Genomic DNA, 16,144 nt, shown 5'->3' on the forward strand with positions numbered 1-16,144 from the left:
GTGGTTAACGGGGCGCTCGCGATCAACAGCAAAGCGAGGCGGCCTTAAAGCCGACCTGACTGTTACGGGTGAACCTGAATCCCCCTTGCTGCACCAGCAGGCCCCGCGAGGCCAGGTCCACCAGGTTGTCCTGGTCGGGCTTGATCCATTCAGCCCATAACTGCCGCGGCGTATTACCGAACATCACGCCACCATCAAGCTTGCGACTGCTACCGGCCAGAGTGGATAAACAACGGTTCACGACAGACACCTCTTCGAATTCGCCCCAACTTTGCAGAACGTGCGGGTTTTATGAGGCCTGAAGGATAATCCGCCTTCACGTCCACGCCCCCACCCGTGTGGAGTGGGGCCCGGACGGATCACTGGCCAACACATTCCACATCCTCGCCGAAGCTCTACCCCTGTCATCAATAGCCAAGTAACTGTCGTCAAATGCGAAGCACCCCTCAATCGCAGGTCTTCTAATAGCGCTACAAACTCTGGCAATTGAGCCGACGGATGTGACCGTGGCCTCTGAGTCACGAGTTGCCTGGTCCGCCTGGCAGGAGAATAACAAGATGAAATTGGTGAAAAGTCTTCTGGCCGCCATCCCCCTCATGGGGCTGGTCATCGATGCCCACGCCTATGTATCGAGCCAGGAAGCCGCCCGGCTGGGCACCAGCCTGACGGGAGTGGGTGCCGAACAGGCCGGCAATGCCGACGGTTCCATTCCGCCCTACAGCGGTGGCCTGACCACGGCCCCCGCCAGTTTCAAGGCCGGCGACAGCATGCGCCCCGACCCCTTTGCCCACGAAAAACCGCTGCTGGTGATCAACGGCAAGAACGTCGATGCGTACAAAGGCATGCTGACCGCCACCACTGTCGCGTTGGCCAAGCGCTACCCTGGCTTTCGAGTCGATGTGTATCCGACCCACCGCACTGCATCGTTGCCACAGGCGGTGCTGGACAACAGTCGCAAGAATGCCACCAACGCCAGGTCCCTCGACGGCGGAACCGCCATCGACAATGTGATGCCCGGCGTGCCGTTCCCGATCCCGCAGTCCGGTGCCGAAGCGATGTGGAATTTCCTGTTGCGCTACCAGGGCGTCAACATCCATTCCAAGTACGACTCCTGGAGCGTCGACACGGCGGGCGTGCCGAGCCTGGCGGTCACCGGCGAAGCGTACGTGTCCTTCCCGATCTACGAGAACATGTCGAAGCCGTTCAGCAGCTCGGACATCTATTATCAGTTGAAACTGTCCTACACCGGGCCTGCGCGCCGAGCCGGCGAGTCGATCATGCTCAAGAACGCCACCAATGCCACGGAGTTTCCTGGCCGCGCCTGGCAGTACATGCCGGCCCAGCGCCGGGTCAAGCAGATTTCGATCCTGGCCTACGACACGCCCAACCCCGGCACCGCCCGTGCGCTGGAGCTGTATGACTGGACGCTGGTAGGCAAGCGGGAAATGATCGTGCCGTACAACACTTACAAACTCACCTACGCCCGCGAAGCCAAATCGCTGACCACCCCCAATTTCATTGCCCCGGATTACGTGCGCTGGGAAAAACACCGGGTCTACGTCGTCGAGGGCAATCTCAAGCCCGGTGCCAAGCACATCTACCAGAAGCGCCGCTTTTACCTGGATGAAGATACCTGGGCCGCGGTGGCCTCCGATCAGTACGACACCGATGGCCAGCTGTATCGGGGCTCCTTCGCCTTCTTCAGCCAGAGCTATGACCAGCAGGTTCCCGATGCCACCCCGTTCATGACGTACGACCTGTCGCGTGGCACCTACAACATCAATGGCGTGGTCGGCCCCCACGGTGGCATCCGCTACATCGAACCGCTGTCGACGGCGCAGTGGGCGCCAGAGTCCATGGCGGTGAGCGGTATTCGCTAGGGGCGGCGATGGAGACCGATCAAAAAGGGACGGTCAATTTCATCCAGTAGGCATTACCTTCCGCGCGGTTGCGAACCTGGGTTTCCTGCTCCCACTTGGCGGTCAGAAACCAGCCTTTATCGCTCGTATATTTCACCGACGGGCCAATCGCTAGCGCCCTGCCTTTGTTGTCCTTGACCCGTTCACCGTCCTGCCGGTCATCGGTGGTCTGGTGAACGATGTAACCGCCCACGCCCACCACCCAGCCATTGCCCAGGCCCCAACCTACTGCGTAATCGGCATGCAGTTCCGAGCCGGAACGGTAGTCGGTCGCGGGGTTGCGGCGGTTGAAGTCATACATGATTTTCGCGTCGACGTTCAGGCCATTGGGGTCGACGTAAGACACCGCCACCACGGGTTCGACCACCCAGTAATTGCGCCCGAGGTTGGCCAGGTCGCCGCGGTCGTATTCACCGGACGGCGCGATGAAATCCACGGCGACAATACTGTGTAGCTTCTCACTGTGATGAAAGCCGAGCGCCGGCCCGAAGATGATGTCGCCCAATCCCTGTTTGCTCTGGGACTGACCATTGAGCTCAACCTTGAGGTCTACCAGCGGCACGATGGCGTGGAAAGCCAGGTTGCCACCGAGCACCTGCTGCTCGGTGACCCAGATCAGTCGTGGCGCAATGGAGTTGGCCCGCACGCGGAAGTCCACAGGCACTTTGTCACCCCGATTGTCGCGCAGCGAGTCGGCTTCGTAGTGGCCGACATAGAACTGCGAATACAAGCCCGGCGGTGGCATGGCACCGGACATGTAGTTTTCCGCCCCCATCGGGTAGGAAGATCCACCGTTTTCGGTGGCCAGCGCCCCGCCACTGACCACCGCCAGCAGGCTCACTGCGGCACGGCACAGGCAATTGCCACGCTTGTTACGCGGTACGGCTTTCATAGGTTGATGACCCTTTTGTTGTTTTTATAGTCAGCCGAAACCCTGCCGACCTTCGGGAGGTCAGCAGCGTCCGGCGTTGTGTGTTGCGGGTAAACTCAGATGCGCTTGAACAACGCTGAGCGAGTGCTTTCGCTGGCGCCATCGGCGGCGCTGTAGAAGCGCTCCATGAAGATGTCGCGCTCGAACAGCCGCCCTTGCATCAGGCAAGTAATGGCCGAATCGATCATCACCGGTGGCCCGCACAGGTAGGCTTTGCGCGTACTGAAGCGGCCCTCGAAATGTTGCTTCGCGGCGTCATGCACGTAGCCTTTGAACCCCGTCCAGGCGATATCGTCCTCTGCCTGGCTGAGTGCGGGTACGTAGGTGAAATTGGCGTAGTCGCGCTGCAATGCCTCGAACAGTTCCTGGTTGTAGAGCTCCGCGCGATTGCGCGCGCCCTGGAACAGCACGATCTGGCGCGTATCCCCTGCCTCCAGCAGATCGAGAATCATAGATTGAGGGCTGGATAATCCCGAGCCCCCCGCGATGAATATCAAGTCTCCGCTTTGCGAGGTGCGCACAAAAAACTGCCCATACGGCCCGGACAATTCCACCCTGTCTCCGACCTTCAGTTCATCGTGAATCCTGCCGGTCATGCGCCCGCCCTCGACCCGACGCACGTGCAGTTCCACTTCGTCGGCGCGACTTGGTGGGTTGGCCAGCGAAAACGCCCGAGTGCCGTCAACGCCAGGCAATTGCAGGTTGATGTACTGCCCGGCCTGGAACGCCATGGGTCGATCGAGCTTGAGGTGCACGCCCTTGATGGTCGGCGACAAGTCCACTAGCGCACTGACCACTGCGCGGAAGTCCTCGACCGGGTGCCCGAGAAAATCAGGGTCGGCGTCGATATCCGCTTCGATCACCATGTCGCTTTGCGGAATGGCGCAACACGCCAGGACCTTGCCTTCGTCACGCTCGATATCCATCAGTGCAAACGAGGACGCCGCTCCCAGATCCGCTTCGCCTTCAAGGACCTGGATCTTGCAGGTGGCGCAGGTGCCATGTCCGCAGGCGAAGGGCAGCCAGACGCCCTGGCGCAACGCTGCCTGGAGGATGGTCTGGCCCTCCTCCACTTCGATTGTTTCGCCCGTAGGCTCGATGGTTACTTGGTAGCTCATCACCGTGTCCTCAGTTGAAGGTGCCGGCAATGCCGTTCAAGCCCGGAGTAGCGAGGTGCAGCAGGCTTTTATGGTCGATGCCGTTATCGATCAGGCTTGCCGCATTGTCGGGTGTGAACGGTTGATCGTTCAGGCGCCATAGCGCCTGGCTGAAATCCACTCGACTGGCATCCGGGTGCTGGGAAATCGAGGGCTTGACCACCTGCTCGATGAAGTCAGCGAACGGCATTGCCGGTGGCAGCGGGAAAGTGAACGGGGCGCAAAACATCAGGTGTTTTTCCCAGCACAGGTACACCAGTTGCAGGCCATGGAAGTTTTCCTGGCGATCCAGGGGTTGGGCCTCATAGGCACCGATGGAGGTCACGGGCATGATTTTTTCCTTCCTGTCAGGTGGGTTTGAAGCAGACCAGCAGGCCCGCTTCGGCGCAGGGCGTCAGCCGGTCTTGAGCAGATCCGGGTCGACGGGATTGGCCGGCGCACTGTGACGATCATTGGGGTGCCAGTCCTGCCAGCGCCGATGCTCGGTGGAGCCCAGGTATTCCAAGTTGTCCTGGCCGGGTTCGATGTTGTAGTAGTCGCGCACCACCGACTCGACATCCGCGCCACCGCAGTTGCCCTGCAATATCTGATGCACCGGTAGCCAGGCCTGGATGTACTTGGTCGGCTCGTACTGGAAAATGTCGCAGCAGCCCTGGGAACAGAAGTGATAACGCTCGCCTTCGTGCTCGGTGCTGCGATGGCTGAGTGTGGTCTGGTCATCCGGCTCGCCAAACGACAGCGGGATCTGGCAGATCTGGCACAGCATCGGCAGGGTCGGGTTGTAGAAACGCTCGCCCTTCTCCTGGAGCGCGCGCCAGTGCTCAAACCGTGGTCGGTAGATCTTGTCGAAGGTGTCCGGGTACTTGGACGAGAGCCAGTCCAGTTCCTCGTCGGTCGGCATCCAGGTATGGAAGTTGGTCGCCTGGCTGTACTGATAGAAGATCGACCAGGCCTGATGGCTGACGTGATCCTTGGCAATATTGGCTTCTTCGACATGCTTGGGCGGGCGAATACCGTAGCGCTCCAGGTCCTTGAACAATGCCCCGCCCGCCTCTTCGAAATACACGCCCCAGGCTTCGGACCAGGACATCACCTTGTTGGGCAGCATGTAGTCCATCATCATCCCGACCAGTGTGAGCAAGCGGTAACCACGCCAGAACCACTTGTCGATCCAGCGCTGGATGATCGGTACGTTGTCCTCGTGTTGCTCCAGCAAAAACTTGATGACCTCAAGGCCCAGCGTCATGTGGCGGGCCTCATCCGATTGTGCGGAGAAGCCGAAGGTCACGGTGGCCATGTCGCCGTTGAACGCGGCGCCGGACATGAAAGGAACGAACAGCAGATTGGTCAGCACGTACTCGAACGAAAACGAGATGGCCGTGAGGAACTCGAACGGCCCCGCCGTCCGCGCGTCCTCGAAGAACGACTTGGGCACCGAGAGGAACCACACGCGGTCATGCATATGGGCGAAATCATGCAGACCGTTGAAGTGCTTGTTGTAGTGGCTCATTGCATGAATCTGGGTCTGTACGTGGCGCAGTTCGTCGATAGCCTGCATCTGGCAGGCAATTCGTGCACCGGCGCCACTGAACTGTCGTCCAACCCGTGCGAACCCTTGGTAGGCCTGATATTCCAGCGGTGTCACACCGGACAGGAACAGCTTCAGCGCGTTGACGTAGCGGGCGTCCGACAGCGTGGTATGCCCATTGTTCTGCGAGAAGGCGTCGAAGATCGCGTAGAGTTTTTTCTCTTTCTCAGCCTGGTATTTCCAGTAGGTATCCATGGTCAAGCGGAACGGATCTTCCCACTTGTCCCAATCGGTGATCTTGATGCCTTCGAAACGTTCGTGCGGGTAGATGTCCTCGTGGGTCTGGTAGCTGGGCTCCCAGTCGAGGTCACGGGTCATGCAGCGGTATTTTTCTTTGGCATTAAGGCGTTTTTTCACGGCCATGATGGCGCTCCCGTATTCTTGTAATGGATCAAACCCTGGCTTGAAACCGGCGGTCAGTTGTTCCAGTGGAGGGAGAAGCTGTCGTCCTCTTCCACGACATTGCCGCCGAGGGTGATGACGTACATGAGCATTTCCTGGATGTCCCAGGGGCTGCCGGTCAGTTGCTCGACTGTCTCGCGATGGATATCCAGGCGGCCCCTGGCCTCGATGCGGATCATCGACGGCTGGTGCTGAATCTCGGCATGGGGGTTGTCCTGGACGATCGCGTCGACAATCGAGCGCGCGTAGTCGGTGTCCTGCAGGTTGATGTAGACGAGGGAAGTCATGGGCGGGCTCCTGTCAGGCCGATTTTCTTCAGGCGTGCGCTGAACTCGGTGCACACGGTATCCAGCGCGGACGTATCGAGAGTCAGGGCCGCCAGGGGCTCGAGTGCCTCCACGCAACGGGCACTCCAATGATCGACCCAGCCTTGCACCAGGTCCTTGTTGGCAGCGCTTTCGTTGATCACGGTCTTGAGCAGCCCGTCGACCCAGCGTTGGCTTTCGGCGAACCACAGGCGCATGAACTCGGTGAGCATGCCGACCTGGCCGGCACCATTGGCCGAGAGTTGCTCGTCGAGCTTGTGGAACAGCAGCGGGTACACCAGGCCATCGCTGACCAGGTTTTGCGCCAGGGTCAATTCGAACCAGTCGCGAACCACCAGGGTGTCTTCGACGTATCGGCGCAGGCCTTGCCATGCCGGGTCGCCGAGCCACTGTTGTTTGGCCTCGGCCAGCAGCAACACGTCGCCGTCATCGAGCATCAGGCCGATCCGTGAGAGGTACTGGGCGATGCCCAGGCGATCCATGGCCTGGAACATGTGCATTTGCGTGACGCTCGTGCCGAACCCGTCGGCGGCGATGCTGCTGTTGTTCATGTTGGCGCCCATCTCGGCGTGCCGAAGCGGCAACAACAGCCTGCTGATCAACTGCACATTGCGCGCGGACAGCCCGGCAAGCATGTCGCGCTTTTCGCAGAACGCGTAATCATGCTCGGCATTTTCCTGCATCTTGGCCCGGGCCTGGACGTAGGCGCCGTAGTAGTACTGGCGAGGGTCGCTGACGGCATACCAGTCAGCCATCACCACCGCAGTGCGGGTGGCGTCATTGAGCAGTTTGTCCGGTTGCCACAACGGCCGGTAATGAAAATTGGTCGCCGACTCCAGGTCGAAACTCGCCTCCTGATATCGGCTGGCAACCTTGTCGCCAAAGCGGCGACGGGTATGGCTGAAGGTGTTGCGGATCGTCTCGACGGTCGTCGTCTTGATCTCGACACTCATGGTGTGGACTCCTGTAATTATTGTTGGGGGGCCTGGTCACCTGCGGCGCCGCGGGTTTCGCCGTAGCGCCACTTGTGCGCATCGGCGTCGAGGGCCTGGGACATTTGCGCGTCCATGTGCTGAACGTGGTGGGTTTCACAAAATTGCCTGAATGCCTGATGCGGCAGTACAAGCTCGACGTACAGGTCGGGAAAGCCGATGGCGAAATCGAACTCGACAAAGGCAGCGTCTGGCTCGCTGCGCACACGGACGTAGCGCGGCATTTGATCGAAGGTGCTGCCAGATGGGTTCATGCTCGGAAACTCCCTTGTTGTTATGCAGGGATGCAGAGCAACATGAGTGCCAGCGCAACAGCTGGAATCTTAAATAAAGAATAAACCTTATAAAAACAGATGGTTACATAGAGCGCAGTAGGCCCTGCAGGGTGCAAGTATTCGCATGCGGAGATCTGTCGACATGGACGAATTGATGATTTGATCAATCCCGGGCAGGCGGTTCGAGCAAATGAACAAACGGCGCTGCAAAGGCCGTAACCGCTCCGGATCAGTCGTGATGTCGACCCAAGACCCGGCGCTCAGTCGGTGAATATCCATTTGACTTTCAATTGAAATTCGGGACGTTCTATATAGGAATTTTCATCGCTTTTTCTGACACGGTCCCTCGGTCACGCCCCAGCCTGGGTGCAAGGAGCCCTGTTATCCCCACAAACAAAAAGACATAGGGGTTTGTTTTCATGACCATGAAATACCGGGCCTCCGAGCATTCTGCACAGCTCAAGGACCTGACCGACCGCGTGCACTTTCTCGGCGGCGAAGGAAAGATCTGGCTCGATGAGCAACGCATGATGCTGATGCAGGTTTCGGCGATGGCGTCGTTTCGCAGGGAGCTGATCGAGATGATCGGAGCAGAACGTGCAAAGGGCTTTTTCCTTCGCCTGGGCTATCAGTCCGGGCTCAAGGATGCGCAGCTGGCACGAAAACTACGGCCCAATGCCAGTGACATCGATATGTTCCTTATCGGACCGCAACTGCACTCGCTCAAGGGCATGGTCAAGGTGCGTCCGTTGAAGATGGACATCGATATCGAGGCCGGAACCTTCTATGCCGACATCGAGTGGATAGACTCTTTCGAAGTGGAAAACCACCAGAGTGAACAACTGCATTCCGATCAGCCGATTTGCTGGATGCTCCTGGGCTACGCAATCAGCTATTCGTCGTTTTTCATCGGCCGGCAGATCATTTACAAGGAGGTCAGCTGCCGGGGATGCGGGGACACAATGTGTCGGATTATCGGCAAGCCCGCCGAGGAATGGGAGGATGCCGACACGTTCATGCGCTATTTCCAAAGTGATTCAATCATCGATGAATTACACACCCTGCAGCTTCAAGTAGAAAACATGAACCAGCGCCTGCAACTGGGTGCAGGCCAGTTTTACGGCATCGGCCGGTCAGCGATCTACCGCAAGACCTGCGACCTGATCGACAAAGTCGCCCCAGGCAAGGCTTCAGTCCTGCTACTGGGTGAAACCGGCGTCGGCAAGGAAGTCATCGCGCGCAGTCTGCATTTGCGCAGCGAGCGCGCTGGCGGTCCTTTCATAGCCCTGAACTGCGCAGCCATCTCGCCAGACCTGATTGAAGCGGAGCTGTTTGGCGTCGAAAAAGGCGCTTACACCGGCGCTCAACAAGCGCGCATGGGTCGCTTCGAACGCGCACATGGCGGCACCTTGTTTCTCGATGAAATCATCGAACTGACGCCTCGTGCCCAGGCCAGCCTGCTACGGGTGTTGCAGGAGGGTGAGCTGGAACGGGTGGGCGATAACCAGACGCGCACTGTCGATGTGCGCGTCATCGGTGCTACGCATGAGGATCTCGCGCAGGCGGTGAAGGAAGGACGTTTCCGTGCCGACCTTTATTACCGATTGAACGTCTACCCGGTGCGGGTTCCTGCGTTGCGCGAGCGTCGCGAAGACATCCCGCTGTTGATTGAGCACTTCCTTGAAAAGCTGCATCAAAGCTATCAGAAAAAAACCCTCGGCCTTTCCGATCGCGCCAGCGAGGCCTGCTTGCGCTACGACTGGCCAGGCAATATCCGTGAGCTGCAAAATCTCATCGAGCGTGGCGTGATCATCACGGACAGCAATCAGAGCATTTCCGTGGAGGCACTGTTCCCGCACCAGTCCGACGAGGCCTACAGTATTGGCCTGTCGAGCGAAGGTGCTTTGATCAGCCAGAAGCTGGCGCCCACCGATGAGTGGGTGGGCCGCCTGCTCGATCTTGGAGTGAGCCTTGAAGCCATGGAAGAGCAACTCCTGCAAGGTGCCATGGAACGCGCCGGGCAGAACGTTTCGGAAGCAGCGCGCCTGCTCGGAATGACGCGACCGGCACTGGCTTACCGGCTGAAAAAGAAGCCGGATTGAGGCCTGGCCTTCAAGCGCACGGGTCTCCACTGGCGCTTAAAGGCTTGAGCGTGTCACTGCGTAGCGCAACACTGCGCAGCACTGTCCCTAATCAACGGGATATCGATGAGCGGGTGTACATCACCTACACCCGCGAGTCGTTCTGATCAGGCCTTCTCCTTCAACGAGCCGTCGCCGAGAGAACGTTGCGGTCACTGCCGTTCCACCTCTTCAAAAGATCCCGTGCGCACCTCGCCGCTGGTGTCTTCATCAGGCCCGCCGGGTGCTTGAATGACGCCATCGAGGCTGATGAAAGCGGCAACGATAAGCTTGCGCATACTCGTCTCCTGATTCGCCCTCGTGAAAGTTCCTGCCCAGGGAACACCGAACCAGATGCATTCCCTGAACCCTGGTCGAATGGACCTCTGCGAAATCGACAGCAGTTGCTCGAAGCGCCCCGGCGACATACTGTTTTACCCCAGGTCAACGTCATCACAACGAACGATGGGGTCTATCACGTGAGCAAAGCGTCTTATGTTCCGCCCAAGGTCTGGAAAAACAATGCGCCCTCTGGCGGCGAGTTTGCCAATATCAACCGCCCTGTTGCCGGCCCGACCCATGACAAGACACTGCCGACAGGCAAGCATCCGTTGCAACTGTATTCGCTGGCGACGCCCAATGGCGTAAAAGTGACGATCATGCTCGAAGAGCTATTGGCGCTTGGGCATACCGGCGCCGAATACGACGCCTGGCTGATCCGCATCAGCGAGGGCGAACAGTTTTCCAGTGGCTTTGTCGAGATCAACCCGAACTCGAAGATCCCGGCGCTGCTGGATCGCAGCGTCGAGCCGCCGCTGCGCGTGTTCGAATCCGGTTCGATCCTGCTCTACCTGGCGGAAAAGTTCGGCGCCTTCCTGCCCACCGATCTCGCGGGACGCACCGAAACCCTGAACTGGCTGTTCTGGCAAATGGGTTCGGCACCCTACCTGGGCGGCGGCTTCGGGCACTTCTACGCCTACGCACCGGAGAAGCTCGAATACCCGATCAACCGCTTCACGATGGAGACCAAGCGGCAGCTGGATGTCCTCGACCGTCGACTTGCGCAAAGCCCCTACCTGGCCGGTGACCGCTACACCATCGCCGACATCGCGGTCTGGCCCTGGTACGGCCAGTTGGTGCGCAACAACGTGTATTCGGCTGCCGAATTTCTATCCGCCCACCAATACACCCACGTGCAAAGATGGGCGCAAGAAATCGCCAATCGACCGGCGGTCATCCGCGGTCAGCGTGTAAATCGGACGTGGGGGGATGAGGCGAGCCAGGTGCCTGAACGGCATCAGGCTGCTGATCTGGGCTGAAGGACCGCATACGTCCGGCGTTCACAGCGCCGGGCGACAAGAGCGGCGCCCGTTACTTCCCCTTCCAACCCGCCAGCTATTGCTCGGGGTGCATCGCCAGATAGTTGTCGACTGCAGCCCCTACCGTGGGAAAAAACGCCGATTCGCCAAACCTTGCGAAAAGCCCGAAACGCTTGAGTTTGTCCTTGACCGGGTCTTTCATTTCCGCCACGCACAACTTGATACCCGCTGCGTGCAGGGTGTCGTCGAGCTCTGCCAACATGTCGGCAGAGGTCACGTCGACACTGGTGACCGGCTCCGCCGCCACGACCAGCCAGCGCACCGGCGTGGGCGAGGCCGCCACGGCGTTCAGCACGCGTTCGTTGAACAGTTCGGCGTTGGCGAAAAACAATGGCGCATCCCATCGAAACAAGACCAGACCGGGGATCAGGTGCGCGTTCGGATAACGCTGGATGTCGTGGTAGCCCTTGACCCCCTCGGCTTGCCCCAGCACTGCGGAGTACGGCCGCCAGCCATCCCACAGGAACTCGATAACGGCGATCACGATAGCCAGGGCGATACCTTCGATCGCCCCGAACACGGCGACGCCAATGGTGCAGGCGATCGACAGCCAGAACTCCCAGCGCTGGATACGATAAATGCGTCGCAGGTCGGCGACTTCGATCAAGCCGATGGCCGAGGCGATCACCACGGCTGCCAGTGCGCTGTTGGGCAGGTTTTCCAGCAGGTTCGGCGCCACCATCAACAGCACGGCCACCGCCAGTGCGCCGACCACGCCAGTCAACTGGGTCTTGGCGCCGGCGGCTTCGGCCACGGGCGTGCGTGAAGAACTGCTGCTGATGGGAAAACCCTGGAAAAACCCCGCCGCCAGATTGGCAAAGCCCAGCCCCGCCATCTCCTGGTTCGGGTTGACATAGGTACGGGTGCGCGCCGCGTAGACCCGCGAGAGCACACTGGTGTCGGCAAACGAAACAAGGGCGACGGCGCAACCGCCGATAATCACCGGGACCAGGTCGTCGCGGGTGATCCAGGGGATCGCGAACGCTGGTAAACCTTGGGGAAGCGCACCGAGGACCGCCACACCCGCGCCCTTGGCCAGGCCCAGCACACCCACGGCAATGGTCGCGCCTGCCACGGCGATGAGGATGCCCGGGATACGCTTGTGGCCTTTGAGCAGCAGGATCACCGCCAGCGTGGCGGCGCCCACCATGAAAGTGGTCCAGTTGGCCTTGCCCTCCATCACCCCGGTGGTGATCGCCCACAGGTTTCTGAACGGACCGTCGGACTCGATCGAAAAACCGAAGATTTTCGGCAATTGACTGATCAACACCGTGATGGCGATGCCGTTCATGTAGCCGTAACGGATCGGTTTGGACAGCAGCTCGGTAATGAAGCCCAGGCGTGCGATGCCCGCCAGGATGCACACGGCGCCCGACACGATCGCCATCATGCTCGCCAGGGCAACCGCGCGATGAGGGTCGCCGCCCGACAGTGGCAAGACGACGGCAAGGATCACTGCCGCCAGCGAGGAATCCGGCCCCAGCACCAGGATCCGGCTGGGGCCGAACAGTGCATAAGCGATGAGCGGAACGATGGTCGCGTACAGGCCATAGATGCCGGGCACGCCTGACGCCACGGCGTAGGCGATGCCGACGGGCACCAGCATGGTGGTGAGCACCAGGCCGGCCATGATGTCATGGCGCAACCAGGCTATCTGGTACTTTCGCAGCGTAACAAGCCCGGGGAGCCAACGGCTCCAGCCGTTGCCGACGCCGCTATCGCGAGGTGCAATGCGACCCGGTTCCGGGGTGGGAGGCGAAGTATCCGAATGGCTCATGTGTCTATGGCCTTTAGTGTCCGGCATAGCGCCGCGGAAGGCGCCTCTCAGAATTTTTCGGGAATTCGCCGCAGCGGATAATCCGGCTCGCGATAACCGCCAGGCTTCTGCCGCTTGGGTAACACCACCTTCTCGCGTGCGACGTCCTCATAGGGAACACGGCTGAGCAAATCAGAAATGATGTTCAGCCGCGCGCGGCGCTTGTCGTTTGAGTTGGCCACCAACCAGGGGGCGTGCTCGGTGTCGGTCGCCTGGAACATGTCGTCACGGGCTCGCGAGTAGTCATACCAACGGCTGTAGGATTTGAGATCCATGGGGGTAAGCTTCCAGATTTTGCGCCCATCCTTGATACGCTCTTCCAGCCGTCGGGTCTGTTCCTCAGGACTGACTTCCAGCCAATACTTAAGCAAAATAATGCCCGAATCGACAATCGCCCGCTCCACGTTGGGCACCGTTTTCAGAAACCGTGCAACCTGCTCCTTAGTGCAGAACCCCATCACCCGCTCCACGCCCGCACGGTTGTACCAACTGCGATCGAAGATGACCACTTCGCCGGCCGCTGGCAGGTGCGGCAGGTAGCGCTGGACATACATCTGGCTTTTTTCCCGATCAGTCGGTGCCGGTAGCGCCACCACGCGAAAAACCCGCGGGCTCACACGCTCGGTCAGTGCCTTGATGGTCCCGCCCTTGCCGGCGCCGTCGCGCCCCTCGAAGACAATGCAGATCTTGATGCCCTTGGCTTTTACCCATTCCTGCAATTTGACCAACTCGACGTGCAGCAGGCGCAGTTGCTCAAGGTAATCGCTGTTCTTCAGCTTCAGGCTTTGTGCGGGATAACCCTTAGCGGCTTTCTTTTTGTCCTTTGCCATGACCAAGACCTCAGGAAAACAGGTTGTCGACAGGTACGCAGTGTGATTGCTGGCTGCTCAGCCACCGAGTGCAATGATCGCGACGATCAGCACGGCACCGGTGACCGCCATCGCAACGCCGCCAACCCAGGGTTTTGCGCCGGCATAGCGCGCCAGTATCCAACCGGCGAGGAATAGCACCACCAGCCCGACCAGGTTGGACAGGCGTACGGCAAGCGCTGTCTGGTCGAGCAACAGAAACGGCACCACGAGGGGAAATGTCGATGCCACCACCAACAGGAACACCCCGACCGCGCCCCTGATGTCGTCCCAGGTAAGGCGTGGCTGCACCGACGTGTTGGCAAATTTGACCAAGCGCAGACGCAGCGACTCCAGCTCTTCGGGACCGGCCGCGGCGACGAGACGTGGTGGCAGTGCATCGGCAATCAGCGCTTGCCCGGTCGCCGCATCCGCTGCGCCGCTCAGGGCGGTGAACAGCGTACGTTTGCGCGTGCGCTCGATCAGGCTGCGCAGTAAATACATCACTGCGTCGGCAAGCCCCCAGGCCAGGTTGCAACCCAGCGCTGCGAACATCATCGTGCGTTCCGCCTCCTGGCCAGATGTTGCCACGCTGATGGTTCCGGTGAAGGTCATTGCCATGAGCAGGCCAAAGATCACTTCAGTCACGCGATCGACCGGATCAAGTACCCGTGCCCGCTTTTGCTCTGCTGTACCTTGCATGCAGTCATCCTCGCACGGCCGCATCCACGTGAGGCCCTTTGAGACAGGCCACGGCAGCGGTCTTTTATCACTGGGCAGTTTCAACAAATTTTCAGTGTAGTTTGAAAAGCTTGTTTCGCTGGCGATTCAGACTGCACCGTCGCACCGCGAGGCCTCGGCACCGACTAAGCTTTTACAATTGAACCTGATTGCCCATGGAGATGTGCGTGAGCAGCGCTCCCCTGTCCGAACTCGATGCCGCCCTGCCCGGTCTGGTGCGCAAGATCCGCGTGCTGGATGCCTTGGCCTGGCCGGAGGGGGTCGAGGAAGATTTCCTGGCGCGCTGGCGCGCCGGACAAGCGCAATTGCCCAAGGTCGAGTTGCGCCCGCGTGATCACGGCGCCGACATTTTTGCGCTCGAAGCCTTTATCGGTCGCTGCGATGAGGGGCATCCAGCCGGGCGCCACCTGGCCATGACCGCGCGCAGCTATGCCACGGCCGGGCACATGCTCGGTGCCATAGGCACGCCCGCCTTTACCCAGTATTCGTCAGCCTTGTATCGGCGTCCGGACTTCTACTATCCGAGCCTGAACCTGAGCATGCTGGACGCGGCCCACTTCTTCCTCAAGACCACCGACGCCCTTCTGGGCGGAGCGCGGATTCCTCCGAGCCCCGCTGAGATCCCGGCCGAGGCCTTCGCCGCCTGGATGCAACCGGAACTGGACCGTTTCTTCGGCCCGGGCCGGATCACAGTGGTGCTCGATCCGACCCTGGCCGCCAAGGCCATTGCCGGGGCGAGCCGCATTCGCCTGCGGGCCAGCGCACTGTTTTCGCAACTGGACAAGAACCAGCTGTTGCAGCACGAGGCTTTCGTGCATGTCGCCACGGCGCAGAACGGCGCGTTGCAATCAAACCTCAAGAGTCTTGGCCTGGGAGCACCGCGTACCACCCAGACCCAGGAAGGTATCGCCACCCTCGCCGAGCTGTTCACCGGCAGCATGGACATCAACCGCCTGCGTCGCCTCGCCTTGCGTGTGCTCGCGGTGCAACAGGCGCTCGATGGCGCCGATTTCATCCAGGTGTTCGAAGGTTTTCTTGCTGCCGGCCAGACCCAGGAGGAATCCTTCCGCTCGACCCAGCGGGTATTTCGCGGTGCGGATCTGCACGGCGGTTCGGCGTTCACCAAGGATGCGGCCTACCTGACCGGCTTGCTTGGCGTGCACACCTTGCTGCGCATCGCGATCCGCGACAACCGACCGGAACTGGTCGGCTATCTGTTCGCCGGGCGCCTGAGCCTGGGGGACACCGTACGCCTGGCCCCGCTCTTCGAGTCCGGTTGGCTCCAGGGGCCAGTCCATCTGCCGGCCTGGGCCTCGGACCTGCGCCTGCTCGCCGCCAATCTGGCCTTCTCTGCTTTCATCTCGAGGATCAAGCTGGATGTGCTCGACCTTGACGTGCTCATGGCCTTCGCCGATGCACATGAAGCCGATGCCAGTGCCTAGGAAGGTAGGACCTGTAGGAGCGAGCATGCTCGCGAGAAACCTGAGGGCACTGCGGGGTATCAGACTCCCCACGTCATCGTAATTGAGCCGTGCGCAACGGTGATGCGGGGGCGTCACAGGAAGCCCTGTGTGAAATTGGTTGTCGGAGTGCATATCCATTGCTGCGGTAACGGCCTCCTATGGTTTCGCTTTTACAGCGACTCCCTTT

General features: G+C 60.1%; 15 protein-coding genes and 1 pseudogene. 4 read left to right on the top strand and 12 right to left on the bottom strand.

Annotated features, from left to right (window positions below; translation table 11 throughout):
• Positions 1-22: 22 nt before the first annotated feature.
• A complete protein-coding gene (locus tag AC1Q8Q_RS31085; protein WP_492615925.1) occupies positions 23-241 on the bottom strand; it encodes a hypothetical protein in 219 nt (72 codons plus the stop codon).
• A 316-nt stretch (positions 242-557) separates the two neighbouring features.
• Between AC1Q8Q_RS31085 and AC1Q8Q_RS31090 the strand changes: the two genes are divergently transcribed.
• A complete protein-coding gene (locus tag AC1Q8Q_RS31090; protein ID WP_020800819.1) occupies positions 558-1,880 on the top strand; it encodes a DUF1329 domain-containing protein in 1,323 nt (440 codons plus the stop codon).
• A 19-nt stretch (positions 1,881-1,899) separates the two neighbouring features.
• Here the strand turns inward: AC1Q8Q_RS31090 and AC1Q8Q_RS31095 are convergent, their stop codons facing one another.
• The 7 genes from AC1Q8Q_RS31095 to AC1Q8Q_RS31125 all read right to left on the bottom strand — a co-directional run bounded on the left by AC1Q8Q_RS31095 (position 1,900) and on the right by AC1Q8Q_RS31125 (position 7,569).
• Positions 1,900-2,811: a SphA family protein gene (locus AC1Q8Q_RS31095; RefSeq protein ID WP_492615926.1), complete on the bottom strand. Its 912-nt coding sequence runs from the start codon at positions 2,809-2,811 to the stop codon at positions 1,900-1,902.
• Positions 2,812-2,906: 95 nt separating this feature from the next.
• Positions 2,907-3,968 carry an NADH:ubiquinone reductase (Na(+)-transporting) subunit F gene (locus AC1Q8Q_RS31100; RefSeq protein WP_492615927.1) on the bottom strand — a complete coding sequence of 354 codons (1,062 nt, stop codon included), beginning with the start codon at positions 3,966-3,968 and terminating at the stop codon, positions 2,907-2,909.
• Between the two features lie 10 nt (positions 3,969-3,978).
• Positions 3,979-4,338, bottom strand: coding sequence for a phenol hydroxylase subunit P4 (locus tag AC1Q8Q_RS31105; RefSeq protein WP_083349029.1), 360 nt, complete (start codon positions 4,336-4,338; stop codon positions 3,979-3,981).
• Between the two features lie 63 nt (positions 4,339-4,401).
• Complete coding sequence (locus tag AC1Q8Q_RS31110) at positions 4,402-5,958, bottom strand: aromatic/alkene/methane monooxygenase hydroxylase/oxygenase subunit alpha (protein ID WP_492615928.1); 1,557 nt, start codon at positions 5,956-5,958, stop codon at positions 4,402-4,404.
• A 53-nt stretch (positions 5,959-6,011) separates the two neighbouring features.
• Positions 6,012-6,284: an MmoB/DmpM family protein gene (locus AC1Q8Q_RS31115; protein WP_020800814.1), complete on the bottom strand. Its 273-nt coding sequence runs from the start codon at positions 6,282-6,284 to the stop codon at positions 6,012-6,014.
• Positions 6,281-7,276: an aromatic/alkene monooxygenase hydroxylase subunit beta gene (locus AC1Q8Q_RS31120; protein WP_168758071.1), complete on the bottom strand. Its 996-nt coding sequence runs from the start codon at positions 7,274-7,276 to the stop codon at positions 6,281-6,283. The genes AC1Q8Q_RS31115 and AC1Q8Q_RS31120 overlap by 4 nt, the downstream gene beginning before the upstream one ends.
• A gap of 17 nt (positions 7,277-7,293) precedes the next feature.
• Entirely contained in the window at positions 7,294-7,569 is a 276-nt protein-coding gene (locus tag AC1Q8Q_RS31125) for a phenol hydroxylase subunit (RefSeq protein WP_020800812.1), read from the bottom strand.
• Between the two features lie 440 nt (positions 7,570-8,009).
• Between AC1Q8Q_RS31125 and AC1Q8Q_RS31130 the strand changes: the two genes are divergently transcribed.
• The gene (locus AC1Q8Q_RS31130) at positions 8,010-9,692 is read left to right on the top strand and encodes a sigma-54-dependent Fis family transcriptional regulator (protein ID WP_083349026.1); all 1,683 of its coding nucleotides are present in this window, start codon (positions 8,010-8,012) and stop codon (positions 9,690-9,692) included.
• Positions 9,693-9,904: 212 nt separating this feature from the next.
• Here AC1Q8Q_RS31130 and AC1Q8Q_RS31135 read toward each other — a convergent pair.
• A pseudogene (locus AC1Q8Q_RS31135) lies at positions 9,905-10,009 on the bottom strand (dihydrofolate reductase family protein); the annotation flags it as partial.
• A gap of 180 nt (positions 10,010-10,189) precedes the next feature.
• Here AC1Q8Q_RS31135 and yghU point away from each other — a divergent pair.
• Positions 10,190-11,029 (top strand): glutathione-dependent disulfide-bond oxidoreductase, encoded by an 840-nt coding sequence (gene yghU, locus AC1Q8Q_RS31140; RefSeq protein ID WP_020800808.1) that lies wholly within the window; start codon positions 10,190-10,192, stop codon positions 11,027-11,029.
• Positions 11,030-11,105: 76 nt separating this feature from the next.
• Here the strand turns inward: yghU and AC1Q8Q_RS31145 are convergent, their stop codons facing one another.
• Genes AC1Q8Q_RS31145 through AC1Q8Q_RS31155 form a run of 3 tightly spaced genes read right to left on the bottom strand, consistent with a single transcriptional unit; the run spans position 11,106 to position 14,455 of the window.
• On the bottom strand, positions 11,106-12,866 hold the full coding sequence (locus tag AC1Q8Q_RS31145; RefSeq protein ID WP_492615929.1) for a SulP family inorganic anion transporter: 1,761 nt from the start codon (positions 12,864-12,866) through the stop codon (positions 11,106-11,108).
• A gap of 47 nt (positions 12,867-12,913) precedes the next feature.
• Positions 12,914-13,735, bottom strand: a complete 822-nt coding sequence (ppk2, locus tag AC1Q8Q_RS31150; protein WP_020800806.1) for a polyphosphate kinase 2 — start codon at positions 13,733-13,735, stop codon at positions 12,914-12,916.
• 57 nt (positions 13,736-13,792) lie between these two features.
• On the bottom strand, positions 13,793-14,455 hold the full coding sequence (locus AC1Q8Q_RS31155) for a VIT1/CCC1 transporter family protein (protein WP_083349023.1): 663 nt from the start codon (positions 14,453-14,455) through the stop codon (positions 13,793-13,795).
• Between the two features lie 206 nt (positions 14,456-14,661).
• Here AC1Q8Q_RS31155 and AC1Q8Q_RS31160 point away from each other — a divergent pair, with 206 nt between their 5' ends.
• Entirely contained in the window at positions 14,662-15,936 is a 1,275-nt protein-coding gene (locus tag AC1Q8Q_RS31160) for a peptidase MATCAP family protein (protein WP_492615930.1), read from the top strand.
• Positions 15,937-16,144: the final 208 nt, after the last annotated feature.

The sequence above is a fragment of the Pseudomonas sp. GW823-FHT06B06 genome (assembly GCF_058795195.1).